This window comes from Levilactobacillus sp. HBUAS70063 (assembly GCF_038374745.1).
GTDB lineage: Bacteria > Bacillota > Bacilli > Lactobacillales > Lactobacillaceae > Levilactobacillus.
In genome coordinates, this window is the sequence record NZ_JBANSM010000003.1 from 233,041 (window position 1) to 257,998 (window position 24,958).

Annotated in this window: 24 protein-coding genes and 1 riboswitch; of the genes, 15 read left to right on the forward strand and 9 right to left on the reverse strand. The window is 53.3% G+C overall.

Going from position 1 to position 24,958, the window contains the following annotated elements; translation table 11 throughout:
- Positions 1-5: 5 nt before the first annotated feature.
- The 4 genes from V8I28_RS06010 to V8I28_RS06025 are packed head-to-tail and all read right to left on the reverse strand — an operon-like array spanning position 6 to position 3,900.
- Positions 6-881: a zinc-ribbon domain-containing protein gene (locus V8I28_RS06010; protein ID WP_341779223.1), complete on the reverse strand. Its 876-nt coding sequence runs from the start codon at positions 879-881 to the stop codon at positions 6-8.
- A gap of 11 nt (positions 882-892) precedes the next feature.
- Positions 893-2,383: a zinc ribbon domain-containing protein gene (locus V8I28_RS06015; protein ID WP_341779224.1), complete on the reverse strand. Its 1,491-nt coding sequence runs from the start codon at positions 2,381-2,383 to the stop codon at positions 893-895.
- A gap of 18 nt (positions 2,384-2,401) precedes the next feature.
- Positions 2,402-2,842 (reverse strand): zinc ribbon domain-containing protein, encoded by a 441-nt coding sequence (locus tag V8I28_RS06020; protein ID WP_341779225.1) that lies wholly within the window; start codon positions 2,840-2,842, stop codon positions 2,402-2,404.
- 17 nt (positions 2,843-2,859) lie between these two features.
- The gene (locus V8I28_RS06025; RefSeq protein ID WP_341779226.1) at positions 2,860-3,900 is read right to left on the reverse strand and encodes a TcaA second domain-containing protein; all 1,041 of its coding nucleotides are present in this window, start codon (positions 3,898-3,900) and stop codon (positions 2,860-2,862) included.
- Positions 3,901-4,293: 393 nt separating this feature from the next.
- On the opposite strand from V8I28_RS06025, the gene V8I28_RS06030 reads away from it, so the two are divergent.
- Entirely contained in the window at positions 4,294-4,467 is a 174-nt protein-coding gene (locus tag V8I28_RS06030; RefSeq protein WP_341779227.1) for a hypothetical protein, read from the forward strand.
- Between the two features lie 44 nt (positions 4,468-4,511).
- Here V8I28_RS06030 and V8I28_RS06035 read toward each other — a convergent pair whose 3' ends face one another.
- Positions 4,512-4,973, reverse strand: coding sequence for an NUDIX hydrolase (locus tag V8I28_RS06035; protein WP_341779228.1), 462 nt, complete (start codon positions 4,971-4,973; stop codon positions 4,512-4,514).
- 488 nt (positions 4,974-5,461) lie between these two features.
- Positions 5,462-5,998, reverse strand: coding sequence for a phenolic acid decarboxylase (locus V8I28_RS06040; protein WP_341779229.1), 537 nt, complete (start codon positions 5,996-5,998; stop codon positions 5,462-5,464).
- A 175-nt stretch (positions 5,999-6,173) separates the two neighbouring features.
- Between V8I28_RS06040 and V8I28_RS06045 the strand changes: the two genes are divergently transcribed.
- On the forward strand, positions 6,174-6,710 hold the full coding sequence (locus V8I28_RS06045) for a PadR family transcriptional regulator (RefSeq protein WP_341779376.1): 537 nt from the start codon (positions 6,174-6,176) through the stop codon (positions 6,708-6,710).
- 685 nt (positions 6,711-7,395) lie between these two features.
- On the opposite strand, the gene V8I28_RS06050 is transcribed toward V8I28_RS06045, so the two are convergent.
- Positions 7,396-9,069: a glycoside hydrolase family 13 protein gene (locus V8I28_RS06050; RefSeq protein WP_341779230.1), complete on the reverse strand. Its 1,674-nt coding sequence runs from the start codon at positions 9,067-9,069 to the stop codon at positions 7,396-7,398.
- Between the two features lie 258 nt (positions 9,070-9,327).
- On the opposite strand from V8I28_RS06050, the gene V8I28_RS06055 reads away from it, so the two are divergent.
- The 6 genes from V8I28_RS06055 (at position 9,328) to V8I28_RS06080 (ending at position 17,550) form a co-directional block, all read left to right on the forward strand.
- Positions 9,328-10,332 (forward strand): LacI family DNA-binding transcriptional regulator, encoded by a 1,005-nt coding sequence (locus tag V8I28_RS06055; RefSeq protein ID WP_341779231.1) that lies wholly within the window; start codon positions 9,328-9,330, stop codon positions 10,330-10,332.
- 965 nt (positions 10,333-11,297) lie between these two features.
- Positions 11,298-12,698, forward strand: a complete 1,401-nt coding sequence (locus V8I28_RS06060) for an MFS transporter (RefSeq protein WP_341779232.1) — start codon at positions 11,298-11,300, stop codon at positions 12,696-12,698.
- A complete protein-coding gene (locus V8I28_RS06065; protein WP_341779233.1) occupies positions 12,685-13,539 on the forward strand; it encodes an alpha/beta hydrolase in 855 nt (284 codons plus the stop codon). Before V8I28_RS06060 ends, V8I28_RS06065 begins: the two co-directional genes overlap by 14 nt.
- A 24-nt stretch (positions 13,540-13,563) precedes the next feature.
- Positions 13,564-14,616 carry an alpha/beta hydrolase fold domain-containing protein gene (locus V8I28_RS06070; protein ID WP_341779234.1) on the forward strand — a complete coding sequence of 351 codons (1,053 nt, stop codon included), beginning with the start codon at positions 13,564-13,566 and terminating at the stop codon, positions 14,614-14,616.
- A 13-nt stretch (positions 14,617-14,629) separates the two neighbouring features.
- Entirely contained in the window at positions 14,630-16,849 is a 2,220-nt protein-coding gene (locus V8I28_RS06075) for a glycoside hydrolase family 65 protein (RefSeq protein WP_341779235.1), read from the forward strand.
- A 161-nt stretch (positions 16,850-17,010) separates the two neighbouring features.
- Positions 17,011-17,550, forward strand: a complete 540-nt coding sequence (locus V8I28_RS06080) for a GNAT family N-acetyltransferase (RefSeq protein ID WP_445928186.1) — start codon at positions 17,011-17,013, stop codon at positions 17,548-17,550.
- Here the strand turns inward: V8I28_RS06080 and V8I28_RS06085 are convergent.
- Positions 17,494-17,808, reverse strand: a complete 315-nt coding sequence (locus V8I28_RS06085; RefSeq protein WP_341779236.1) for a DMT family transporter — start codon at positions 17,806-17,808, stop codon at positions 17,494-17,496. The two genes, V8I28_RS06080 and V8I28_RS06085, sit on opposite strands and share 57 nt — an antisense overlap.
- A gap of 1 nt (position 17,809) precedes the next feature.
- Positions 17,810-18,136 (reverse strand): DMT family transporter, encoded by a 327-nt coding sequence (locus V8I28_RS06090; protein WP_341779237.1) that lies wholly within the window; start codon positions 18,134-18,136, stop codon positions 17,810-17,812.
- A gap of 58 nt (positions 18,137-18,194) precedes the next feature.
- Positions 18,195-18,292: riboswitch (guanidine-I (ykkC/yxkD leader) on the reverse strand.
- 325 nt (positions 18,293-18,617) lie between these two features.
- Between V8I28_RS06090 and scrK (V8I28_RS06095) the strand changes: the two genes are divergently transcribed.
- From scrK (V8I28_RS06095) to V8I28_RS06125, 7 genes are all read left to right on the forward strand, one after another.
- Complete coding sequence (gene scrK / locus V8I28_RS06095) at positions 18,618-19,493, forward strand: fructokinase ScrK (protein WP_341779238.1); 876 nt, start codon at positions 18,618-18,620, stop codon at positions 19,491-19,493.
- A 20-nt stretch (positions 19,494-19,513) separates the two neighbouring features.
- Positions 19,514-20,515, forward strand: coding sequence for a zinc-dependent alcohol dehydrogenase family protein (locus V8I28_RS06100; RefSeq protein WP_341779239.1), 1,002 nt, complete (start codon positions 19,514-19,516; stop codon positions 20,513-20,515).
- Positions 20,516-20,617: 102 nt separating this feature from the next.
- Entirely contained in the window at positions 20,618-21,316 is a 699-nt protein-coding gene (locus V8I28_RS06105) for a fructose permease (RefSeq protein WP_341779378.1), read from the forward strand.
- Between the two features lie 31 nt (positions 21,317-21,347).
- On the forward strand, positions 21,348-21,740 hold the full coding sequence (locus V8I28_RS06110; RefSeq protein WP_341779240.1) for a VOC family protein: 393 nt from the start codon (positions 21,348-21,350) through the stop codon (positions 21,738-21,740).
- A 421-nt stretch (positions 21,741-22,161) separates the two neighbouring features.
- Positions 22,162-23,037 (forward strand): fructokinase ScrK, encoded by an 876-nt coding sequence (scrK, locus tag V8I28_RS06115; protein ID WP_341779241.1) that lies wholly within the window; start codon positions 22,162-22,164, stop codon positions 23,035-23,037.
- Positions 23,038-23,054: 17 nt separating this feature from the next.
- Positions 23,055-24,056, forward strand: a complete 1,002-nt coding sequence (locus tag V8I28_RS06120) for a zinc-dependent alcohol dehydrogenase family protein (protein ID WP_341779242.1) — start codon at positions 23,055-23,057, stop codon at positions 24,054-24,056.
- Positions 24,057-24,152: 96 nt separating this feature from the next.
- Positions 24,153-24,848 (forward strand): fructose permease, encoded by a 696-nt coding sequence (locus V8I28_RS06125; protein WP_341779379.1) that lies wholly within the window; start codon positions 24,153-24,155, stop codon positions 24,846-24,848.
- Positions 24,849-24,958: the final 110 nt, after the last annotated feature.

Below are 24,958 nucleotides of genomic sequence, written 5' to 3' on the forward strand. Positions count from 1 at the left end.
AGGGACTAGAAGGAATTCATGAAGCTAGAATAGTTACTTTGGATGAAGTTCACGATGGATCCCCCCACGATGCTTCCGGCGATGTAGGTGAAGATCAGAAAGGCAATTGCCAAAGCGGCTTCGGCCAGCAGTAACGTGTAGAATTTATCCAACCGGGGATGGTGGACATCGTGAATGATGATGAAGATGTAGCCCACATTTAGGATGACGCTGGTTGGAATCATGAAGAGAATCATGAGACTGTAACTGGAGAAGTTGGCCCCGCTGGTGATGAGGCTTAATAAGAAGGTGATGAGGTTGAAAATCAGAATCAGGTTGGTGATTCCGGCGAATTGATTGGTGAATTCCCAGAAGTTGACGGGCGCCTGGTCGTCAATCAGACGCCGGAAGCCATAGCTGAGGCTGACGTAGACGGCGGCCCCTAACAGGATGAGGCAGAAGACAATCAGTCCGAATTTAAATAAAATACCGTTGACGTTAATCATGTTGGCCACGGCCTGGCTGACATCGCTACTGTACAAGCCCATCAGTCGTTTGCCCAGAGACACCAGCATCAAGACGGTGAGCAGGTCTTCTAAGGCCAGCGCAATCACCCCAAAGGAGCGGTTGGCGTTGGGGATGACCTGACTCGGATGGCGGACCGTCGCGACCCACCAGCTGAAGAAGTTCCCGGAGAAACGTTTCACATCGTCAAATGAGTGATTGGTTGCGGTATCCGCACCTTCTGACGCGGCGGCCTGTTCGCGGGTCTGTGGCTGGTCAGCGGGTTGTTCGTCCGGCGTGGGGGTGGCGTCTAGTGCGTAGCCACACTTGGGGCAGAACCGCGCCTCAGGTTTAATCTCAGTCCCGCAGTGCGGGCAAAACTTTTTCGTGTTATCCATACTTAATCTCCTTAGTCGTCCGAATCTTCGTGGTAGTCGTTAACCTTTTGACTGCCGGAAATCTTGTTAATCTCATAGCTTTGCGAGGCGTTGTCGTCACTGGCCGGTTTCAACGTGGCAGTGTACTGGTAAGTCTGGATGTGATCGTAGTCGTCTAACGTAAAGTCATATTTAACCGTGTAAGTAACCAGGCTGGTTTCGTCAGGACCCGGCTTGACACTCTTGATGTCGGTACTCATCTCGATGTAGTTCAAGTCATCATCCTTGTAGTAGCCCTCGGCCATCTGTTTCAATTGCGCATACTCGGCATTGCTGCTCCCGTTGGCAAAGAAGTCGGCCATCGCATCGTCATTGTCGTCGGTCGCATCATCGATATCGCCTTGGTCGGACAGGTTCTGCACGGCCGTGAAGAGGTTGTCGAAGAAGTCATCGGCATCGCTCTGTTCAATCAGGCCGTTGTAGTCCAAGTCGACATCAGATTGATCGTCACTCTTGCGAATGTGAACGGATGGGGTGGTGGCCTTGCCGGCGCTAGATGAGTATTGGGCGTAGGCGGACATATCCGATGACCACGGCTCGTCATTTAGGGTGTACATGCCACTGTCGTCGGCGTTGCCAATCTTTTTACCATTCAGATAAATGGCGGAGGCGGGCACCGTGTTGAAGGTGACGGAGACGGTGGTCAGCTCCAAATCATAGATCTTGTTGGACGTGATGTGGTAGTCGCCACTGTTGGTGAGGTGGTGACTGCCAATTTTTCCGCTGGATTGCAGGTGGTATTCACCGGGGACCAGGGCGCCCAGCTTCTTGGTGTAATCGTCGCTGGTGGCCGTGGCAATCTTCTTGTTATTTAATTTAATCACGTTACCGGTATGGTTCGTGGTGACGGTCGGGTAGACCGGGCTCACGCTAATCTGATATTTCGGGAAGAAGAGCAGGTGGTTTCCAGTCTTCTTATATGTAAAGTTGCCGTCGTTGCTGGAACCGCTGGTATCCAGTTCGGTCTTCAACGTGGCGAGGTCTTTGGCGTGTTCGCCGTAGTAGCGGTTAACCGGCAGGAGCTTGGTCTTGCTGAGCTTGAGGTCAGAACTGCCACTGGTAAAGGTCGTGGTGAGGTGCTTGCCGGACTTGATGCTGGCCATCTCGCGGTCTAGCGTGGCCGCACGTGAGTAGTGGTGATTGCCCCACACGAAGAACAGAATCAATAGGACGAGGACGCCGCCGATGCTCCACCACTGAATCTTCTTGGCCTTGGTCATCGGTTGCCGCGGTCGGCGCGTGGGCTGGCTTGGCGTCGGCGCTTGCCGGGTGGGTTGTTCCTGAGCGTCGGTCGTGGCGCCAGCACCAGTGTTGGCCTTGGCGTTGACCGACTGCAGGTTATACCCACAGTTTTGGCAGAAGATGTCGTCCGGCGAGATGGGATGACCACAGTTCGGGCAGAAACGATTTTGGCCGCCGCCGGGTTGATTGTCGGCCGGGGCCATCAAGACTGATAAATGCATGAATTTTACCTCCAAATTTTAGTGTCGATTATCTGGGATTAAGGCTTCGCCAAACAGGCTGAGCTGACTGGGATTCGTGGGTTGGGGCTGAATGGTAATGCGGGCAGCACCGGCGTAATTCTTAGCCAGAAGCAGGGCGTAGAGGTGTTTCATCAGGTCCTCCCAGGCGGCCTTCTCACCGGCCTGCGGGGCCACATTACTTTCAGCAAAGATCAACCCGGCGCTACGATAACCCGTGGGTAGCTGCGTATCTGCGGTGACGATGAAGGTCTTGGTGAGGGCTACCTCATCCGGTGTGAGCTCCAGGTCGAAGAGGGGAAATGATTGGTCGGCGGCGTGGGGAATCAAGACGTATTCGTCCGCGGTTGACAGGGTGTTCCCGCACTTCAGGCAGAAGTTGGCATCCGCCGCGTTCTGGTTGCCGCATTGAGAACAGATGCGATAGTAAGTTTGTTTCATCATGATCGTCCTTTCAGTTAATCGTTGGTTTCGAATTTAGCGGTCTCGGGATTGTATTCACTGACGATATCGTGGCGCTGGTCGTAGCGAAAGGTCCCTTCGTGTTGGCCGGAAGGCTTGTCGTACGCTTTGATTTCTAGCATATAGTCCGCCGGAATGGTGACGGTGTAGGTGTTGTCGTCCACGTTGAAATCGTAGACATCGCTCGCTGCGTCAACGGCCGTCTGTTCTTGCGTGGACAGGGCGTCGGCCGATTGACCGGTGTGGTCGCTGGTATCGGTGACCTGGCTGCTATCGCTCGAGTCTTCATCGGTCGTGGTGTCGGGATCCGTGGCCGTGCTGGTGAGCAGGCTAATCTGCCGATGAACATCGTTATTTTTCATCAGATTGACCCGTGCGGTTGCCCGCGAACGGGTCCCGGAGAGCTTGAACGTGTAGTGACCCGGGAAGAGCGGCCCGGCCGTGTAGGTAAAGTGATCGTTCTTGGCCGTCACCAGTGGCTCCCCGTTGGCCTCGAGGGTCGCGTTGGCCACGTTGGTCGAAAGCACGGGATGCATGGTGCGCACGCGCAACTTATAAATGGGAAAAATCAACAGGGTGTGGCCGGCCGTTTCCAGCTTGAAGGTCTGGTCCCGCGTTTCCCCGGTGTTCAACAATTCTTGCTGGAACGTCTTGGTATAGCCGTGGTGTTGTCGAGCATACGTTAATAAGGGCTGGACGGTATCGCCGGTGATTTTAAGATTCGGATTATCGCTGACCAACACTTTGGCGAGGTCGTTGCTTTGGTTATTCGCAATCATATCGGCCATGTTCGCCACCTGTTGTTCCTTACCGGCCTGCTTATTATAAAAGGAATACCCCAGCGCACCGACGGCGACCACAGCCGCGGCTAGGATGCTCCACACGGCGCGATTTAGCCATTTCGTGTGTTTTGCCGGCTTATCGGTGGTGTGTCGGCGGTGTGGCTTAGCCGGGGCCTGGCGGAGGTCGAAGCCACAGTTTTCACAAAAGGTACTGCCAGGCGTCACGGGCTGGTGGCAGTGTGGACACTTCTGCATACGTTTTCACTCCTTGAAAATAGGACGATGTGGGCGCACGTTAAAAAACTTCAGCCACGGGTCGGCGCGGCCCAGATGAACTGAAGTCGATGGAAAATGATGATGAATTATGTATGGCCTTGCCGAAAGAAAGACTTGTGTGCGCGGGCCCGGCCCACTGTCGCCATATTAATTTTTTGTTATGTTTTTATTATACGCTAATATTAAGTTTGCCGACATAAAATTCGCTGAATTAATTGCCCCGGTATACGGATAGTTTCTCCGATGAATAGTTATCTGAAGGTTGAAAGTAAAACGCGGTAACGTCACTCGCCAAACAAAGACGGCCGTTAGTTTCACAGGGGTGGGGTCAACGTGCTAGTTTGAAGCTAAATTCGATGGGAGGTGGCGGCCATGTTTTTTAAATTTAACCGATATTTTTACCGGACGGTAGCCTTTTGGTTGGGAATTCTTTGCAGCATCGTCGAGCTGGGACTGTGGTCGGCAGATGGCGTGGCCTTACGCGCGTTGGGCTTGGGAACTAGCGCTTTCCTAATCCTAATTGGTCTGGGTTGGGATACGAAATAAAAAGGTTGCCGGACCAGGAGTTGGCCGACAACCTCGAAAATGATTTAGTTTTGTGCCGCGAAGTAGTCTCGACCGGCCGCCAGCATGTCCGCCGTCTGTTGATTCAACAGGGGTGGAAGTTGGTCGAACGGGAAGTATTGTAGGTCTAGGGTTTCATCCGTGGCCGTTTGCAGGGTGTGGCCGCCGACCGGTTTAACCAGATAGAGCCGCGAGATCACTTGGGTCTGGTCGCCGTTGGGGTACGTGGTGAAGCCCTGGTCGAACAACCCCAGTGGCTTGACGATTTCGACGTCTAATCCGGCGTCTTCCTTATACTCGCGAACGCAAGCCTGATCGAAGGTTTCGCCATATTCCAGGTAACCGCCGGGCAGGCTCCAGTTGTGGGTGTCCGTTCGCAGGTTGAGCAGAACTTCCTGCCGGTCGTTGACCAGAATGGCGCCCGCCGCGTTGAGAATAAGTGGCCGGTGACCCACGAGCCCTCGGATTTCTTGAATGTAATTTGCCATTAGCGCATGACCTACTTTCTCTTAGTTTAAGATCTAGTATGCCACAAAATGCCGAGCGCGCAAAAAAACTGGCCACCCGACGGCTTCAAAACCGTAGATGGCCAGTTCGTTTAACGCTAAGAACACACAACTGTAAGTTTGGCCGCCTTGCCGTTCGTCCAGGATGAGCTGGAACGCGGTGGGCGGACGTTCCGAGCCAAAGGGCGGTCTCGAAACTCGCTTGGAACCGCAGCCCACGTTTCCAAGACGCCATTCCCTAACCGGCGAGAACCAGCCGCTAAGGGAATCCCACGGCTGAGCTCATCCTGGCCTTCACTCTCGGCTACGGCAGTAACGTCCAAAAGCAATCGGCTAAATATGTGGTCTCAGCCAAGGCTTCGGATGGCCACGACGGGACTAGCTTTGAGTGACACTATCTCTGGCAGGTGCAGGCTCCTGTTTCCATCAATTTTAGTGGACAGCACACGGCCGTTACGGGAGTCAGCACGCTACTTCTTGATGCGTTGGTAGTTGGCGTCGAAGTACTTGCCGGCGCGGATGTCGTCGGGGAGGCCGGCGTAAGGCGCTTCGCTAATGACGTCCTCGTTGTTTTGGCCGGCATCGCCCATGTAGGTAATCTTGGCGAATTCGGGTACCACGAGCTTCGGGTAAGTGGCATACTTTTCGCGAGCGGCTTCCATCACGTCAATGTGCTCGTTTTGGTAAGTGACCGTGATTTCGGGATGATCCTGAACCCACTTTGGGAAGAAGATCGTGCCGTTTAACTTGCCTTCGTTAGGCACGAAGTCCAGAGCAACGTCGGTTCCGGTCGGTTCCGTCCAAGCGACCTTGTAGATGCCGGGAACTAGCATGACGATGTTGGCTTCCTGATCGGTGACCCACCGACCGGCGACCATGCCGCCGTGAATTCGATAATCAACGGTGTGGTCATTCTTAGCGTACCATTCGTATTCCCAGCCGTTGTCGTAAGTGTAAATAAAGTGGGTACCTAAAAAGTCATCTAAAGTTTTAAATTCTTTGGTCATCTTAATCGAGCTCCTTCTATTCTGCGATTGAACATGTAATTAATTACATGTTTTAATTTACTTGATTAGTGTAGTCGGTATTGAAATAATTGTCAACAACTTTTGCTTGAACTTTGCCGATGAAACTGGTTGAATGAAGGTAGCTAAACGGACGAGAATAAGGGGGATCAGCACCATCGGACAGCGAAATCGACTGCAATATATCATTTTAGGCTTGTTAAATCAGCGGCCACAGACCGGCTATGATTTGGCGAAGGCCTTTGAAAACGAGATTGGTGAGTTCTGGCAAGCCCAGCATAGCCAGATTTACCCGATGCTCAAGCGGCTGGAAGCGGCCGGCGAGATTACCCACGAGAATACGGTTGCCGGGGAGAAGCTTGCCAAGAAACAGTACACGCTGACGCCGGCCGGCCGGGAGAAATTGGTGGCGTGGGTCAGTGAACCCTCACCAGAATTGACGCCGAATAAGGACGAATTCATCTTGAAGCTGTACTTTATCAAGACCGCCGATGACCCGCGGATTCAGCCCATGTTGCGTGAACAATACCAGCTTCATCAGGCACAACTCCACCACCTGCAGCAGCGCTACGAGACGGTTTTCAACAATCAAGCCACGATTGATCAAGCTTACGGGCACTACCTGATTTTGGACCACGCGATTGAGCGGGAAGCCCACTACGTTGAGTGGTTAGCGCAGTATTTGGAAAAATAAAGCGGCACGACAAAAGCCCCGCCACAGCACGAAATCTTTGTGTGTGACGGGGCTTTTCATCTGTATTCTATTAACACGCTGCTTCCCGTAACGACGGTGTTCTGTCCACTAAAATTAGCGAAACCAGGAGCCTACGCCTGCCAAGGGTTCCGCCTGTTATGGGGGACACCTTCAGCCTGGGAAACGGGCTTCCGGTTCGCTTGGAAGTCTTGTAAAACCCACAAGTCTTCCAAGTCGCCCCACGCTGTAAGCTGAGAAAGAACCTCAGCTAACACCGTCGACACAGCCGGCTCCACCCCTGGCGATCTCCGGCAAGGTGGTGCTTACCAGCAACAGTAAGGTTTATCGGCAAATCAGTCGTTATGTCGAGTTAAGCCGTTGGTTGCTGGCCAGCACTCTCGTAGCCGTGAGTGAGCCAAATATGGGTTCAGCCGTGGGAGTTCCCTTAGTGGCACGGTTCACCGCCGCTTAGGGAACTGGCGTCTTTGAGACGTGATCTTTCGGCTCAAAGCGAGGCCGAGACCGCCTCTCAGGCTCGGTCCGGTCCGCCCACCGCGATCCAACCCATATTTGGCGAACGGTAAGGCGACCGCTTTCCGCTACGAAATTGCAAACAACTAATATTAATGCGATGACCATAGTCTTAGTCAATCTCTATCTTTCAACCTTAAGATGTATTTTTAGTTTACTTGAAGCGATAAACCTTGGTTTCGTATGGCCGTAGCGTGGTGCCCAGGTCATCGGTGTAGTTGCCGATTAGCTGTTCGTCCGCGTTGGCTTGCTGGTAGTCGCGGGTGACGGTCTGGTCGGTGAAGTTACTGATGACCAGCAGCGTCTGTCCCTGATAGTGCCGGCGGTAGGCGAAGACTTGGTCGTCATCGGGATCGAGCGCCTCGTAGGACCCGTGAACGATGAGATCGCTGTTGTGCCGCAATGCGATTAGCCGTTGATAATAGCTGAAGACCGAGTCTGGTTGGCCAATTTCGGCCGCCGCGTTAATCGTGGTGTAGTTGGGATTTAGGGCGAACCACGGCTTGGCCTGTGAGAAGCCGGCATTGGTTGAATTATCCCACTGCATTGGCGTCCGCGCATTGTCTCGTGAAATGTGGGACAGGTACTTCAGCATTTTTGGCCCGTCGACGATTTTCTCCTGTTCCACGAGTTGGTGGTAAGCGTTGATACTTTCCAAATCCTCGTACTGGTCGAGTTGGGTGTAGTGAACGTTGGTTTCGCCCAATTCTTCACCCTCGTAAATGTAGGGCGTTCCCTGCATCATGTGCAGGGTGGTGGCCAGCATCTTGGCAGACAATTCGCGGTACTGTGGCGAATCGTTGCCAAAACGGGAGACAACGCGGGGCTGGTCGTGGTTGTTCCAGTAGAGACTGTTCCACCCACGGCCATCCAAAGCCGTCTGCCATTGCGAGAGCGAGGCCTTGAGGTCCGTTAGTTTCACCGGCACATCGTTCCACTTGCCCAGGCGTTCGTCGGGGTTAGGCGTCAGCGAAACGTGCTGGAATTGGAAGACCATGTTGAGCTCGTGGGCGTCAAAACCGGTATAGTTCAGGGCGTCCTCCGGCGTCGAGCTTGGCATTTCACCCACGGTCATGATGTCGTAGTGGGAGAGAACTTGTTCATTCATTTCCTTGAGGTAATCGTTAAGCTTAGGTCCATCGGCAACCAGTGGTTCAACGTTGCCGTACAGGGCGCCTGGGGCCTTAGGACCGTCGGGGAGACCAGCTGGCTTCGAAATCAGGTTGATGACGTCCATGCGGAAACCGTCGACGCCCTTATCCAGCCAGAATTTCATGAGGCTGTAGACCTCTTGGCGAACCTGCGGATTTTCCCAATTGAGATCGGGTTGACCGGGGGCGAAGAGGTGCAGGTAGTATTGTTGCCGCTTGGGCTCAAAGGTCCACGCGGAGCCACTAAAGTAGGAGCCCCAGTTGTTAGGTTCGTGGCCGTCTACCGGGTCTCGCCAAATGTAGTAATCGGCGTAAGGATTGTCGCGGGATTGGCGACTCTGCTGGAACCAATCGTGTTGGTCCGAGGTGTGGTTAACGACCAGGTCCATCAGGAGTTTCAGCCCCTGTTGGTGAGCGCTAGCCAGCATGTGGTCGAATTCGGCCATGGTGCCGTAGACGGGTTGGATATTCCGATAATCACTGATATCGTAGCCGTTATCTTTATCGGGTGACTTGTAGATCGGGTTGAGCCAGATCACATCGGCGCCGAGTTGTTTAATATAAGGGAGCCGTTGCGTCAGACCGGCTAAGTCCCCGACACCATCGTTGTTGCTGTCCTGAAAACTTCGGGGATAGACCTGATAAACGACCGCATTTTTCCACCATTGTGTTGACATAAAGATAACCTCCCAGATTTTAGGGTACACGTGAGTTTCGGGTTACTTGAGCGGCGCCCGCGCAGGCGTTGATTGTTCAAGTAACCGCTTTCATTAACAAATACTAACACTTTACACAAACGTTCGCAATGTCTTTAAATAGGAACAGCAAACGTTTGTGTAAACTTAATAAATTCCGCCAGAGTTCGCTTTGTTATTTCAGACGGTTAACGGTAGAATGAAAGGGAAACCGTTAAGCGGTGAAAGGAGGGTATCCGGATGGCGGCAACGATTAAAGATATTGCGAAATTGGCCGGTGTGTCGCCCGGCACGGTCTCGCGGGTCCTTGCGCATAAGACGGCATTCTTCAGCGAAGAGACCGGGGCGAAGGTGCGGGCGGCCGCAGCACAATTGGGATATCGAAAGAATACGGCGGCGGCCGAGCTGGTGACGCGGCAGAGCAAGGTCATCGCGGCGATTGTCAATTCAACGAAGACGAATTTTGCCAGCCCGATTATTGAGGGCATTCAGGCGGAAGCCCACCGCCGCGATTTAAACGTGATCATCCTGTACGCCGGTGATGGGGACCCCGAGCAACAGCGGCGGGCCCTCACCACGGTGATTGAACGGCCGGTCCGTGCGATTCTGCTCTTGTCAGTGGACCTGGCGCCGGAGAATCTGCCCCTATTACAAGCGGCGAAGATTCCATTTTGCTTTCTCTCCATTTCCTTCGACGATGTCCGGGTGCCGTACGTCACTTCGGATGATTGGCAGGTAGGGTATCAAGCCACGCGGACGTTGCTAAAATGCGGGCATCGGCGGATTGGTCTGGCCGGAGTCGACCGTGACTTTCACACCGGCCGACAACGAGTGGCGGGTTACCGTCAAGCCCTGCAGGAGGCGGGGATGACACCACACGCCGACTGGATTCAGCTGGGCGACTACAGTTATGCCGCGGGGCAGGCGGCCATGCGGTCGTACGGCGCCCAGACCGACTTGACGGCCATCATCGGGGCCAGCGACATGGCGGCCGTGGGCGTGCTGAATCAGGCCAGAAGCTTGGGCCGCCGAGTGCCGGACGACCTTTCAATCTTAGCCATTGACGGCACGGCCATCTGTGAATTGGTTCAGCCGGCCCTGTCGAGTGTGTCCCAGAACTTCTATGAAATGGGTGTGGCGGGTGTTCAACAGTTAGTTAATGAAGGATCAACTACCCAAAAGATTACACCCATTAAGGTCGTCGAGCGTAGCAGTATTCGCCGGCTTAATCACTCTGAGAAATGATGGTTTTGGCGATTTTGATTTATTGGGGCTGGTCGCCTTACCGTTCGCCAAATTTGGCCTGGAACGCTGTGGGTAGGACGGAAAAAGCCAGAGCCCGGTCTTTTTCCTCGCTTTGAGCCGACGCCCCACGTCTCAAAGTCGCCATTTTCCCAAGCAGAACACTTGGGAAAATCCCACGGCTGAGGCCAAATTTGACTCACTCACGGCTACGTGGGGCCTACGATTGAATGAATCCGCTTTCTGGCAATGGTCGTGCAGATCAGTCTTGTGGTCTTCATCCGTCGTAACCGGATGTCGTCAAAGGCGGATGTAGCCGTGACAGTGCCGGGATCTTGGTGGCCGTAGGTGGTCAATAGCGTTTAATCTAAAGGCTTCAGGCTACAGCAGGCAGAACTGCTGGTAACATGATTAAATTAAGATGAAGGCGCTATCCTTAACCGTTGGGATAGCGCCTTTAAGCTAAAATCTAAAGAGTGAACGTAGATTTAACGCGCTGATGCCCGTAGCAACGGTGTTTTGGCCACTAAAATTAGTGAAACTAGGAGCCTGCGCCTGCCAGGGATTCCGCCCACCGCGATCCAACCCCAATTTGGCGAACGGTAAGGTGATCAATCTCCACTACGAAACTGTAAACAACTAAGATTAACGTCATGAATTGCACGATGACTATAGCTTTAGTTGAGCGTTATCTTTCAACCTGCAACTGGACTTTATGAGTGAGTTAGCATGGAAAACTAATAAAGTCCCCTAATGAGTGAATCCCATCAGTATCGGTTATGATTGGGGCAGTAACGAGGTTGGTTTGTCAATTTTGTCCAACAAATTTTGATTTGTGGACAAGGTGGTTAGAAAAGGTAAGTTGGAAGCCAAAAAGGGGGATTAACTGGGCGGACAGAAACCGGTATGCTATACATGTAAGCGGTTACAAGAAAGACGGTAAAATTTCATTGGGGGAGGGGTTCATCATGAGTAAAATGCAATTATGGAAACAGCGATTCTTCTACGGTGCAACTGACATGGCTGGTAACCTGATTTGGCAAATCGTCGGGCTCTACCTGTTGTTCTACTACACCACGGTTGTAGGCATTTCACCGGCGTTTGTGGGGACTTTGTTCTTCGTAGTTCGGATTATTGATGCTTTTGATGGCGTGGTCTATGGTTTCCTGATTGACCACACGCATTCTAAATACGGGAAGGCGCGGCCATACTTCTTATGGTTCGGGATTCCATTAGGGATTTTGACCATGTTACTGTTCTTCAATCCATCATTTGGGGGCAACAAAGCCTTTCAACTCGCTTGGATTTCCATTGTTTACACGCTATTCAGTTTAGTTTATTCTGGGGCCAACACGCCAATCACGGCGATCCTGCCTAGCTTGACCAAGGACCCGGACGAACGGACAAACTTAGCCAGTGCCCGGATGGTCATGACCAATATCGGGACGGCGGTCATCGGGGCGGTTTCACTGCCGATGGTTGCTAAGTTGGGTGGTAAGAATGCCGAAAAGGGCTGGATGATTTGGGGCTTCTTCATTGGTCTGGCGATTATCGCGTTGTTCCTGAGTTCATTTGCCAACCTGCGTGAAAAGGATGATATCGTTGACGACGTGGAAAATGCGCCGGAAATCAAGGGCCATTTATCTGTCAAGGAATCTCTGAAGGGGGCCGTTAAGAACAAGCCATGGGTCGCCCTGAGTGTTAGCTTTATCCTGCTACAAACTTTCTGGGTTATCCGGATGCAGACCGCCGTTTACTACCTGACTTACGTGTTCCGGCGGGCCGACTTGGTGGGGGCGTTCAACGGCTTGGTCATCGTCGCCGTTGCCGGGAACCTTTCCGTACCGTTGCTCAGCAAGTTCATGAAGCATCGGAACGTGATGATTCTGTCGTTAGTCACGTTTGGGATTGGTGAAGTCATCATGGCCGTCAAGAATATTCCAATGCTCTTTATCGGAAACATCGTGGCACTGGTTGCCATGGGGGCGGCCTTCTCCATTTCCTTCGTCATGATTGCCGATACCGTTGAATACTCACGGTCCGAACTGCATATTGATGAACCCGGTATTCTTTCTTCCGTCCCTATGGTTGGGGCGAAGTTAGGCATGGGCTTCGGGGGCTTAGTCTCCGGCTGGTTACTCTCCTGGGGTGGCTTCCAAGCCTCCGCTAAGATTCAGGGGGCCAAGGCGGTCACGGCCATCAGCACGAGCTTTGTCTGGTTACCGATTATCTTGGCCTTACTGATTGTTGGCATTCTCTACGTCTTCTATCAACTGGACGAAGACGAGATCACGTCGGCCAAGGTGGCTAAGGGGTCTGCCGAAAAAAAAGTCGAGAAAGCCGATAAATTAGACGATGAAGGTATCTAAATTTACCTGCGGGTTGTCGGCCTATCCCGTTCACGTCACGCTTTACCAACCGGCCGCCATCGCCGACTTTCCGTCGCAGCGGCGGCCGTTGGTGATTCTCTTGCCGGGAGGGGGCTACGCGTTTTATTCGGATCGGGAGGGTGAAATCATGGCCCTCCAGTACTTGGCCCAGGGGTTTGCGGTGGCCCAGGTCGCTTATCGGCTGCGCGACCAGCCACCGGTGTTACCCACGGCCCTGTATCAATTAGCCGGTGTGGTTCGCGAATTCCGCCAACACGCGCTGGCGTACGGAATTAGTGCCGAACACATTTTGCTGGTCGGGTTCTCCGCGGGCGGCCACGTTGCTGCCCTGTACGCCGACTTGTGGCCCAGCCTGGCCCACGACTTGAATTTACCGCCGATGTGTCTGGCAGTGAGTGCCCTGACGCTGGGGTATCCGGTCATCGGATTGCGGTTGGGTTGGCCAGCCACCCAGACGGAATGCCAAACCATTACCGGGAATTGGCGCGAGCATGAGGCGGATCGGCTGGTCACCCCGCAGAATCCACCGACCTTTATCTGGACCACCGCCGATGATGAACTGATTGCCGCGGAGAACACGCGGCGGTATGCCCAGGCTTTGCAGCAACAACGGGTTTCAACCGAAATGATAATTTACCCGCACGGCCCCCACGGACTGAGTCTAGCCCGAGCCGTGACGGCATTTCCAGTGAGCTTTGCTCCGGCAGATCCGGCCTTTGGGGAACGTTTTATCCGACCGGATGTGGCGGGCTGGTTCGACCGACAATTGCGTTGGCTAGATGACCTATGGGATCTTAAACGCTTTTGGCGGCAACAATGATTTCCACGAGAGGGGTAATGGATTATGTTGAATGATACGACAACGAAGCAGTCCTTGGGGTATGCGGACGAGCTTAAACGTTTAGCGAAGATGGATCCAACCGAAGTCGTCGACGGGGTCACAAAGTGGATTAAGGAACGCGACCCGGCTCACACCTACGAGCCGTTAGTTTGGGAAACGGTGGCCGAGATCGAAGAAGATCCCCAACTGCCAACGGACCTCTTTAGCCTCCGTCAGGGGACCGAAACGTCCGGGCAAAAGGACCTGACGACCGTTGACATGAAGATTGAGATGCAGCAGATTGTGGCGATGAATCGGCGGGTGCGGGTCATCCGGATTGCCCGGATGGACCATCTGACCGCGGACAAGGCCCTGATTTATTTCCACGGCGGCGCCTACTACGGCGGGACGCCCGAGGATGTCTTGCTGGCCCTGAAATACGTGGCGGAGCAAGCCAACTGCGTGGTCTACAACGTGGATTACGCGTTGGCCCCCGAGCAGCCTTATCCAGCGGGGATTCTGGATGGGTTGGCCGTGGTCGCCGCTATGACCAAGGACTACCACCACATTTCGGTTGGCGGGGACTCCGCCGGCGGCTCGATTGCGCTGGGCGTCAGTCAGCTCTGCCAGGCCATGGGCATTTGCACGATTGACTCGCATCTGCTGTTCTATCCGACCGTGATTCAGGGCTCGGACCTAGGCGGCTCCCTGTGGGACGATGATCAGATTGACATTGTTGACGAACAGCGCGATGCTTTACACAGAAGCTACCAGCTGTTCGAGCAACTGGATGAAATTATGAGTGGTTACTACGTGGCCGACCAACCGGTAGATTTGACGGCGCCGCTCCTGTCACCGCTGCTGGCCGATCCGCAAATCTTTAAGAAGACCACGCTGCTAGTGGGTGAGTACGATCCGTTCCGGCTGCAGGGTGAGGCGTTCATCGATCAAGTCGGCCGGGCCAACGGGGATGCGAACTACATCCGCTACGGCGGGATTAGCCACGCCTTCCTGAACTTTACCGGTAACGTGCCGGCGGTCCAAGATGCGTTACGTTCGGCGGCAAAATTAATCTAAGGTTTTAACTTAATTGGGGGAGATTATTGCGACTTTACGCGACTATCATTTGACGTTAAACGATGTTTCGGATCAACAACCAGAATATTTGGAAACGGTCTTTTCGCTGGGAAACGGGCACTTTGGCGTTCGCGCTAACGACCCCATCAGCGGTAATCCCATTACGGGAACCTTGATTAACGGGTTTTATGAAACCGCCCCCATTACGTATGGTGAAGCCGGCATCGGCTACGCCCAGCGGCATCAGACCATCTTGAATTTACCAGACTTGCGGCACGTCCACGTTTCCACGAGCAGTGGCCATCAGTTTACCCACAGCGAACGCACGGCGGTCGATTTGGACCTGGGTACCGGTACCCTAACGGAACGGTATCAGATTAAGACCGATCAAGGTGAAACGATTACGATGGATGTCGAATCCGTGATGGGGCAGAGCCAGACCAGCCTGTGGGGCATTGGCTACACCTTCACCGCGGGCAACTATGCCGGTGGCCTGCTGGTCAGCAAGTCGATTGCGGTGCCGGCCGAAGCCGAAGCCATTCCGTCGGCCGATCCGCGTAAGACCCGGATGGCGGGCCTGCCCATCTGTGAGACGGCCTTTATCGCCCAAGACCTACAGCGCTACCACGTGAAGACGCGGATTACCAAGCAGGCGGTGACCCTGTATCTGGGGATCCTGGTGGCCCACGGGCAGTTGTTGCAACAGCCGGTGGACCTGAGCGATGAGCAACCGCATACGTTGACCTATGAGGCCTACGTGGGCGAGGTGGGCCAGCAGAACACGATTGACCCGGCCGCGATGTTCATGGCCAGTTCGCTGTCGGCGTTGACGGTGGACAGCAGTGAGTTCTGGCAAGGCGTGTGGGACCGCAGTGAGGTCAGCGTGGGCGGTAATGATGAGCTGGACTTGGCGATTCACTACAATATTTTCCAGCTGAACCAGGCGGCCGGTCGCGATGGCCGAACGAACATTTCGGCCAAGGGACTCAGCGGTTCCGGCTACGAGGGCCACTACTTCTGGGATACGGAAATGTATATGTTGCCGTACTTCACCTATACCAATCAACAGATGGCCCGGCAGTTACTGCTCTACCGCTATCAAATCCTGCCGCAAGCCAGAGAACGGGCCCGGGCACTGGGGGTGGATCAGGGCGCGCTGTTTGCTTGGCGGACCATTAATGGTGAAGAGGCCTCGGCCTACTTCCCAGCTGGGACGGCCCAGTACCACATCGACGCCGATATCGCCTACGCCGTGGGGAAATATTTCGAGATTACCCGGGACCTGGACTTCATCATCCAATGTGGCTTTGAGATGGTCCTGGAGACGGCGCGCTTCTGGGAAAACTTCGGTTCCTGGCGGCAGGTTGGGAATGACTGCCGCTTTGAATTCCACACGGTAACTGGCCCCGACGAGTATACGGCCTTAGTCAACAACAATTACTACACCAACCGTTTGGCCAAGCACAACTTCGAATTGGTCGTTGAATTGGCTCATCAAATGATGAAGCGGTCGCCACAGTTACTGGCCAAGTTTGGCCTCAGTGAATCCGACCTCGACGTTTACCAGAACCTGGCTGATCACGTTTACCTGCCGTACAGTCGGGAACTCGGGATTAACGAGCAGGACGATAGTTTTCTGGATAAGCCGCGCTGGCCGGCGGAAAAATCAACCCCGGAAAACTTTCCATTACTGTTGCACTACCATCCGCTGACCATTTACCGCTATCAAGTGGCCAAGCAGGCTGATACCTTACTGGCCGACTATCTGTTCCCAGAGGATATGCCGCTGGATCAGCTGAAGCGGGAGTACAACTACTATGAAGGCGTGACGACCCACGACTCCTCGCTGTCCCGGTCAATCTTCAGCATCTTGGCGGCGCGGATGAACGACCCGGAAAAGGCCTACCGTTACTTCATGGATACGGCCCGGATGGATCTGGTTAATTTGCAAAAGAACACGGCGGATGGCCTGCATCTAGCGAACCTGGGCGGTAGCTGGTTAGCGCTGGTTGCTGGGTTCTCGGGCTTCTACGTTCAAGATGAAGTGGTCCATTTTGCCAACCATCTGCCGACCGAATTAACCCGGTTGACTTATCGGATGAAGATTGCTGAGAGCGTCTTGGAAATTGACCTCACCGCGGATAACCTGGATGTACGTGTTATCAGTGGGCCCATCCCAACCTACGGCGTCAGCGTGAATGGTAAATTGATTTCTTTAGTGAAGGTTAGCTAGCGGATTGGAAGCTGGCTAAAAATAGCGGCGTCACCACATCAATCGTTTCGGATTGGCGTGGTGGCGCCGCTTTAGTGTGAAAATTTCAAAGAATTCGCTTAAGATGCCGGCCGCTTAGGGCTATACTGAAAGCAAATCCAAACTGAGAGGAAGTTTTAATCGTGACCCTAACCATTAAACCCGCCGAACCACAAGATTTAGACCAGATTATGACCATTGAGAATGCCGGCTTTTCACCAGCGGAAGCGGCGACCCGCGCCAGCATGGCCGAGCGGATTCGGCAGATTGCCGATACCTTTTTGGTGGCCAAGCAGGGGGCAACCGTGGTGGGCTATATCGTGGGGCCGGCGTTTGATCAACGCTACCTAACCGATGGCTTGTTCGAAGCGGTCAGGCCAAACGCAGCGGGGGATGCCTACCAGACGGTTCTGAGTTTGGCCGTGAGCCCGGCACATCAAGGCGCGGGGATTGCCAGTCGACTCTTGACCGCGCTAGCTCAGGTGGCACGTGCCCAGCACCGTCAGGCCCTGACCCTCACCTGCCTACAACGTCTGGTGCCCTTCTACGAGCGCAACGGCTACGTCAACGAGGGTGTCTCCGACTCTACGCACGCCGGCGAGACCTGGTACAATCTGGTCTTGCCCTTAGCTGATGAGCTTCAGGCCCATGACGGCCACGAGAATGACGGCGACCCAGAGTAGTTTCCGCCAGTTCTTAGATTCGCCGAAGAAGAGCATGCCCGTGATGACGCCGCCCGCGGCACCGATCCCGGTCCAAACGGCATAGGCGGTCCCCATCGGCAAGGTTTGTAGGGCCAGGTCCAGGAAGCCAAAGCTCAGCCCGTAGCCCAGGATCATGGCGGCCCACAACGGCCAGGTTCTCCGGTGAATTGCCCAGTTCATGAAGGTGACGCCCAGCATTTCGCAGAGTCCTGCGATGATGAGAAAGATCCAAGCCATATTAGTTGCCCTCCTTAGTGGTGACGGTCTGTAGGCCGCCAATGCCGATGAGTAACAGGCCAATCAGGGCCACCTTGGCGAGACTAACGGGTTCGCCAAAGGCCAAGATGCCGACGATCGTGGTGCCCAGCGTTCCCAGCCCCACGAACACGGCGTACGCTGTCCCGGCTGGCAGGACTTCGCCGGCCTTGATTAAGAAATAAAAACTCAGATAAACGGCAAGGGCGGTGAGCCCCCATTCCCCAAGTGTGGCGGCGTGCTTGAAGCCCACGACCCAACCGACTTCGAAGAATGCGCCGTAAACCACGCGTAACCAGTGTTTAACCATCAAAATCTACCTCCTGTAGTCCCAAAAAAAGCCTGAGAAATGTTGTCGTGATGACAACATCTCCCAGGCTTTTTCCCTTCCGTGTCTACGGATAATCCCGTAGGTTCCCTCTCGGACCAGACCCGGCGGACCGGCGGAACCCTAGAGAACAAAATATGCGATTAATTCAATAGCGCTAGTCTAGCACGGATTGCTTGGTGAGGCAACTGTCGGGATTGAAAACGACAGGTAAAAGGTTTCACGCAACCCGTTTTTGGGACCGTAAGTGACCTTTTTCACTAAAAAACGGAATCGATTGCATTTCTGATATATCTTGATTTTGGCGACTTTTCTGAAAACTTTCGGGGCAAAAAAGTCCTTAAACTCGGTAATTGCGATGCTATACTGAAACCGATTTAAAAATGACTGGACTGGTCATTCATCGTTCAGTAATTAAGTGTCGCGGATCACGGCTCCGCGGCCACAGATGGAGGTCGCGACTATGCAACTCGGAAGTATTGAAGCGGGTGGAACCAAGTTTGTTTGTGCAATCGGTAACGAAGACTATCGCACGGATAACCGGGTTATCATTCCGACTACCACCCCGGAAGAAACGTTAAGTCAATGTATTGCGTACTTTAAACAGTATCCAGATTTAAAGGCAATTGGGATTTCATCCTTTGGCCCGATTGAATTACGACGCAACGCCCCAAAATACGGGTACGTTACGGATACGCCGAAGCCTCACTGGTCTAACACGGACTTTCTGGGGCGGTTGAAACAGGATTTAGACGTGCCCATGGCGTGGACCACGGATGTGAATGGATCGGCTTACGGCGAATACGTGGTTTCCACGTTGTTCAACGAAAAGATTCAGTCACTGGTCTACTTCACGATCGGTACGGGCGTTGGGGCCGGCGCCATCGTTGACGGTAAGTTTGTTGGGACGATGGGCCACCCCGAAATGGGGCACGTGCGGTTGAAACGCCATCCGGATGACCTGGACTTCAAGGGCATCTGCCCATTCCACGGCGATTGTCTGGAGGGCCTGGTCAGTGGGCCAACGTTTGAGGCTCGGCTGGGAAAACACGGCCATGAAGTGCCGTTGACTGACCACGTCTGGGACATCATGGCCTATTACGTGGCTCAGGCAGCCCTGCAAGAAACGCTAATGCTACGGCCCGACAAGATTGTCTTCGGCGGTGGCGTGGTCAGCGAGGCCTTCCTGGTGAAGGTGCGCGCCGAATTTACCAAACTATTAAATGGTTACGTGGACGTGGGTAACGTTGAAAACTACATCGTTATGCCGTCCGTCAAAGAGAATGGATCAGCCACGCTGGGCGACTTCGCCTTGGCGCTGAAAGAATACAACAAATAAGAGAGGGAGAAATTTAACTTATGAAAGCTTTAGTCCTAACGGGAACCAAGAAGATGGAGATCCAAGATTTACCTACGCCGGAGGTCAAGCCAAACGAAGTGTTAGTGAACACGGCCTACGCCGGAATTTGTGGGACTGACCGGGCCCTTTACGCTGGCCTCCCAGGTTCTGCCGATGCTGTGCCACCCATCGTTTTAGGGCATGAAAACTCCGGAATCGTTGCTGCCATTGGTAGCGAAGTCACCAACGTCAAGGTTGGCGATCGGGTAACCGTTGACCCGAACATCTACTGTGGCGAATGCGAATACTGCCGGACTGACCGCCCAGAACTCTGTGACAACCTGTCCGCCGTTGGGGTAACGCGTGACGGTGGTTTGGAACACGCCTTCACCGCACCGGCTTCCGTGGTTTATCCTTTGCCAGATAGCGTTTCTTTGAAGGCCGCTGCCACGACCGAACCCATCTCCTGCGCCGTCCACGGGGTTAAATTATTGGATTTGACGCCCTACCAAAAGGCTTTGGTCATCGGTGATGGCTTCATGGGGCAGATCTTCGTTCAATTATTGCAAGCTTACGGCGTTCACCAAGTGGATTTTGCCGGTTTAAACGATAAGAAGTTGGCCTTCAACAAGGAAAAGTTTGGCGTTACCAACACCTTCAACACCAAGCGTGAAAGCATTCCTGCCGACTACGATGTGGTCATCGAAGCCGTTGGGTTACCTCAAACCCAAGAACAAGCCGTTGAAGCGACTAAGAAGGGCGCTCAAGTCCTGATGTTTGGGGTCGGCAAGCCGGACCAAACTTTCTCCATGAACACGTATGAAGTTTACCAAAAGCAATTGAAGATTCAAGGAGCCTTCATCAACCCGTACGCCTTCGAAGACGCTATCGCTTTGTTAGCTAGCGGCCAATTGGATGTTGAATCACTCATCAGCCATGAAGTCAGCCTAGAACAAGTCGAAGATGTCTTGAACGGCAAGGTCGCAGGCGTCAGCAAGGCCGTTGTTAAAGTTAGTGACTAAGTAGAAGCTAAGTAAAGGTAAGGGATTATTGTGAAAGTTGAAGCAGAAACTGTTAACGAGGGGGCGCCGTCCGTGGAACTTGAAAGTGGCCGAACCATTTCGATGTCGAAGTCGATTGCCTACTTCGCCTTGTCGCTGGTGATTAACTCCGCCGGCAATGTGTTGACGCTGGTGACCAGCGCGAAGATTCACCCGTCCTTTCTGGGGGCGGCCTATTGGTCAGCGGCCGAAGCCAATTTGGGGACCGCATTTCACTGGAACCTCTTCTGGGCGTTCCTTATCATGGGATTCCTGACGGCGGTTCTAAACGCCATTCTAATCCATCATTGGGACTGGAAGCGGATTGCCGGGAACATGGTCTTCATGGTGCCGTTCTCCGCGTTGATTCAGGTCTTCGAGGACTTCTTTGATGGCAAATATCCGGCGCTCTTTGCTGGCTTGCCGGAAGCGCACAGTACGGGGATGGTGATTCTCTACGTGGCGCTGAACTTCTTAGGGGTGGCCTTTATTGCCACGGCGATTTCAATCTATCAGCGGGTCAACTTGGTCTTGCATCCGGCCGATGACTTGATGCAGATTCTCCGGTTCCGCTACTTTAAGGGGAACGCGGCCAAAGCCATGTGGGCTTCATACATTCCGCCAACCATTATGGCGATTATCGCCATCGTGATTACCCGGACGTTTACTAACTTTGGGTTGGGAACGATCTTTGCCTTCGTGGCCCAAGGTGGTATCACGGGAATCGCGGACAAAACGATCTTCCCTAAGTTAAAGCACCAAGCCGTCGATGTCGGTAAATAAGCTGGACAAGTCAAAAGGAGTAAATGAAATTATGGCAGTTCAAGATTTTATTACGGGAATTCAACACGTCGGGATTCCTTCTCGCGATTTAGATAAGACGATTGCGTTTTACAAGTCGATTGGCTTTGAACAAGCCGGGTTATTCCCTAACGGTGACAATCGCTGTGCCTTTATGCGGCTAGGAAACTTGACGATTGAAACCTGGGAGGGCGACCCAACTAATCCGGAAGCCGGGGCCATCAATCATATTTCGTTGAATACCACGGATATTGATCAGGCCTTCGCTGCGGCTAAGCAACAGGGATTAGATCTGGTTAACGATGAGATTCAATCCATTCCCACGTTCTGGGCTAAGGGGATTCGGTTCTTCAACATTTTAGGCCCCAACCACGAAACGATTGAATTTTGCCAAATCTTGGCTTAATTTAGGCTAGAGAGTAAAGAGAATTGCATGAGATGGAGACGCCGCGTTGGCAGAACGCGGCGTCTTTTTTTGGGGTGGCAACTGTGCTCGCGCTGGCCGTTGACTAACTGGGAGGTGATTAGAAGTGTGTGGTAAGCGCTTACACCAAGTGGCCAATGTTTGGAAGCTCCACCTAAGCTTTTCGTCAAATCGGCAGACTGAAAAGAATCACCGATTTACACCCGAAAAATACAATCGATTACATTTTGACTGTCACGCGGCTAATGACCGTTTTCTGAAAAAAGTCGTGGCGGAGAGGACCGTTAAGGGGGCGATTTCGATGGTATACTGAAAGCGCTTTAAAGGTGAACCAGCTAGTCATTCACAGCAATTATTAACCCTAGGTTATGACAACCCGTGATGGGATTTGGAGGCAGTAATCATGCAACTCGGAAGTATCGAAGCTGGGGGAACAAAATTCGTCTGTGCCATTGGTAATGAAGATTATCGGGTTCAAGACAAGGTGCGCATTCCAACCACGACCCCGGAAGAAACGTTAAGTAAAACCATCGCTTATTTCAAGAAGTTTCCGGATGTGAAAGCCATTGCGATTTCATCGTTTGGCCCCATCGAACTGCGGCATAATTCGCCGAAGTACGGTTACATTACGGATACGCCGAAAAAGGGCTGGGCGAACACGGATTTCGTGGGGCGGCTCAAACAAGACCTGGACGTGCCGATGTACTGGACGTCCGATGTCAATGGGTCGGCTTACGGCGAATACGTCATGTCGACGCTCTTCAATGAAAAGATCAACTCGTTGGTTTACTTTACGATTGGCACGGGCGTCGGCGCCGGGGCGATTATCGATGGCCATTTTCTCGGGAGCCGCGGTCACCCCGAAATGGGGCACGTGCGGTTGAAACGGCATCCGGATGATCTGAATTTTCCGGGCATCTGTCCGTTTCACGGCGATTGCTTGGAGGGCTTGGTCAGTGGCCCCACGTTTGAGGCGCGACTCGGAAAGCCCGGTAAAGACGTGCCTTTGACGGATCACGTCTGGGATATTATGGCGTACTACGTGGCCCAGGCGGCCCTGCAGGAAACGCTGATGTTGCGGCCAGATAAGATTGTCTTTGGTGGCGGCGTGGTGAGTGAGGCCTTCCTAGTCAAGGTTCGCGCCGAGTTTGATAAGCTGCTGAATCATTACGTGGCTGTCGGCAAGTTGGAAGATTACCTGGTGATGCCAACCGTGAAGAATAACGGGTCGGCTACCCTCGGGGACTTTGCCCTCGCGTTGAATGAATATAAAAAATAGAAAGGAAGAGCTCATTTATGAAAGCCTTAGTTTTAACGGGAACCAAACAGATGGAAATCAAGGATGTCAAGCGGCCAGAGGTTAAGCCCAATGAGGTCTTGGTCAACACGGCCTATGCCGGCATCTGTGGTACGGATCGGGCTCTGTATGCTGGTCTACCGGGATCCGCTAACGCCGTGCCACCGATTGTTCTGGGGCATGAGAACTCCGGGATTGTGGCGGCCGTTGGGCAAGATGTCACCAACGTTAAAGTCGGCGACCGGGTCACCGTCGATCCGAATATTTACTGTGGCCAATGCCAGTATTGCCGGACGGATCGGCCAGAACTCTGCGATCACTTGTCGGCCGTCGGGGTCACCCGTGACGGGGGTTTGGAAGAAGCCTTCACGGCCCCGGCTTCCGTTGTTTACCCGATTCCTGAAAGCGTTTCCTTAAAAGACGCGGCCACCGCGGAACCCATCTCTTGCGCAGTTCACGGCATGAGCCTGATCGACGTTAAGCCCTATCAAAAGGCGTTGGTCATTGGCGATGGGTTCATGGGTCAATTGTTCGTTCAATTACTTCAAGCCTATGGCGTTCACCAAGTGGATTTTGCCGGGATTATTGATGAGAAATTAGCCTTCAACAAGGAAAAATTCGGCGTGACAAATACGTACAACACCAAGCGGGACAGCATTCCAGCGGACTATGATGTGGTCATCGAAGCCGTTGGGTTGCCCGAAACCCAGGAACAAGCCGTGGAAGCCACGAAGAAGGGCGCGCAGGTCTTGATGTTTGGTGTGGGGAAGCCTAATCAGACCTTCTCCATGAACACCTACGAGGTCTACCAAAAACAATTGAAGATTCAAGGGGCCTTCATCAACCCGTACGCCTTCGAGGATGCCATTGCGCTGTTGGCTAGCGGCGAGTTGGACGTTGATTCCCTGATTAGCCATGAAGTCGGTTTGGAACAAGTTGAAGACGTGCTTAACGGCAAGGTTAAGGGCGTCAGCAAGGCGGTCGTCAAGGTTGGCAACTAGTAAAAAGTGAGGCAGAAAAACATGAGAGTTGAAGCAGTCGGTCATTTGAATGGTGACGATCAGCGGGCGGCGTTAACGGATGGTCGTACGCTGTCAATGTCCCAATCGCTCGGATTCTTTGCATTATCAATCGTCGTCAATTCGGTTGGAAACGTCTTGACTCTCGTGACGAGCGCTAAGATTCACCCGTCCTTTCTGGGGGCAGCGTACTGGTCGGCGGCCGAGGCCAACTTCGGTGCGGCCTTCCATTGGAATCTGTTTTGGGCGTTTCTGATTTTAGGATTTTTGACATCGGTCCTGAACGCCGTGCTGATTCACCATTGGGATTGGAAACGCGTTGCGGGAAACATGGCGTTTATGGTACCGTTCTCCGCGTTGATTCAAGTCTTTGCCGACTTTTTCAATGGAAAATACGCGATGTTTGCGGGACTCCCCGAGGCGCACGGTGCCGGGATGGTTACGCTCTACGTGGCGCTGAACTTTCTGGGCGTTGCGTTGATTGGCACGGCCATCTCCATTTATCAGCGGGTAAACCTGGTGCTCCATCCAGCCGATGATCTCATGCAGATTCTCCGCTTCCGTTACTTCAAGGGAGACGCGGCTAAGGCCATGTGGGCGTCGTATATTCCGCCGACCCTGGTGGCCATTGTCGCCTTGCTCATCACCCATTCGTTCGTGAACTTCGGCCTGGGCACAGTCTTCGCCTTTCTCGCCCAAGGTGGGATTACGGGTATCGCCGACCGGTTAGTCTTTCCTAAGCTACATCACCAACAAGTGGATGTCGGCAAGTAGCCGATAGAGGGATTCGGTTTCCGAGTATCCTGAAATCGGACCACGAGACCATTGAAATTTAGCAGATCTTAGCTTAAAAAATTCCTCGTCAGTGATGGCGAGGAATTTTT

Excerpts from the sequence above, each read along its gene's own strand:
- V8I28_RS06010 (WP_341779223.1), bottom strand. The coding sequence starts at position 881 with ATGGATAACACGAAAAAGTTTTGCCCGCACTGCGGGACTGAGATTAAA.
- V8I28_RS06015 (WP_341779224.1), bottom strand. The coding sequence starts at position 2,383 with ATGCATTTATCAGTCTTGATGGCCCCGGCCGACAATCAACCCGGCGGC.
- V8I28_RS06020 (WP_341779225.1), bottom strand. The coding sequence starts at position 2,842 with ATGAAACAAACTTACTATCGCATCTGTTCTCAATGCGGCAACCAGAAC.
- V8I28_RS06025 (WP_341779226.1), bottom strand. The coding sequence starts at position 3,900 with ATGCAGAAGTGTCCACACTGCCACCAGCCCGTGACGCCTGGCAGTACC.
- V8I28_RS06030 (WP_341779227.1), top strand. The coding sequence starts at position 4,294 with ATGTTTTTTAAATTTAACCGATATTTTTACCGGACGGTAGCCTTTTGG.
- V8I28_RS06035 (WP_341779228.1), bottom strand. The coding sequence starts at position 4,973 with ATGGCAAATTACATTCAAGAAATCCGAGGGCTCGTGGGTCACCGGCCA.
- V8I28_RS06040 (WP_341779229.1), bottom strand. The coding sequence starts at position 5,998 with ATGACCAAAGAATTTAAAACTTTAGATGACTTTTTAGGTACCCACTTT.
- V8I28_RS06050 (WP_341779230.1), bottom strand. The coding sequence starts at position 9,069 with ATGTCAACACAATGGTGGAAAAATGCGGTCGTTTATCAGGTCTATCCC.
- V8I28_RS06055 (WP_341779231.1), top strand. The coding sequence starts at position 9,328 with ATGGCGGCAACGATTAAAGATATTGCGAAATTGGCCGGTGTGTCGCCC.
- V8I28_RS06060 (WP_341779232.1), top strand. The coding sequence starts at position 11,298 with ATGAGTAAAATGCAATTATGGAAACAGCGATTCTTCTACGGTGCAACT.
- V8I28_RS06065 (WP_341779233.1), top strand. The coding sequence starts at position 12,685 with ATGAAGGTATCTAAATTTACCTGCGGGTTGTCGGCCTATCCCGTTCAC.
- V8I28_RS06070 (WP_341779234.1), top strand. The coding sequence starts at position 13,564 with ATGTTGAATGATACGACAACGAAGCAGTCCTTGGGGTATGCGGACGAG.
- V8I28_RS06085 (WP_341779236.1), bottom strand. The coding sequence starts at position 17,808 with ATGGCTTGGATCTTTCTCATCATCGCAGGACTCTGCGAAATGCTGGGC.
- V8I28_RS06090 (WP_341779237.1), bottom strand. The coding sequence starts at position 18,136 with ATGGTTAAACACTGGTTACGCGTGGTTTACGGCGCATTCTTCGAAGTC.
- scrK (WP_341779238.1), top strand. The coding sequence starts at position 18,618 with ATGCAACTCGGAAGTATTGAAGCGGGTGGAACCAAGTTTGTTTGTGCA.
- V8I28_RS06100 (WP_341779239.1), top strand. The coding sequence starts at position 19,514 with ATGAAAGCTTTAGTCCTAACGGGAACCAAGAAGATGGAGATCCAAGAT.
- V8I28_RS06105 (WP_341779378.1), top strand. The coding sequence starts at position 20,618 with ATGTCGAAGTCGATTGCCTACTTCGCCTTGTCGCTGGTGATTAACTCC.
- V8I28_RS06110 (WP_341779240.1), top strand. The coding sequence starts at position 21,348 with ATGGCAGTTCAAGATTTTATTACGGGAATTCAACACGTCGGGATTCCT.
- scrK (WP_341779241.1), top strand. The coding sequence starts at position 22,162 with ATGCAACTCGGAAGTATCGAAGCTGGGGGAACAAAATTCGTCTGTGCC.
- V8I28_RS06120 (WP_341779242.1), top strand. The coding sequence starts at position 23,055 with ATGAAAGCCTTAGTTTTAACGGGAACCAAACAGATGGAAATCAAGGAT.
- V8I28_RS06125 (WP_341779379.1), top strand. The coding sequence starts at position 24,153 with ATGTCCCAATCGCTCGGATTCTTTGCATTATCAATCGTCGTCAATTCG.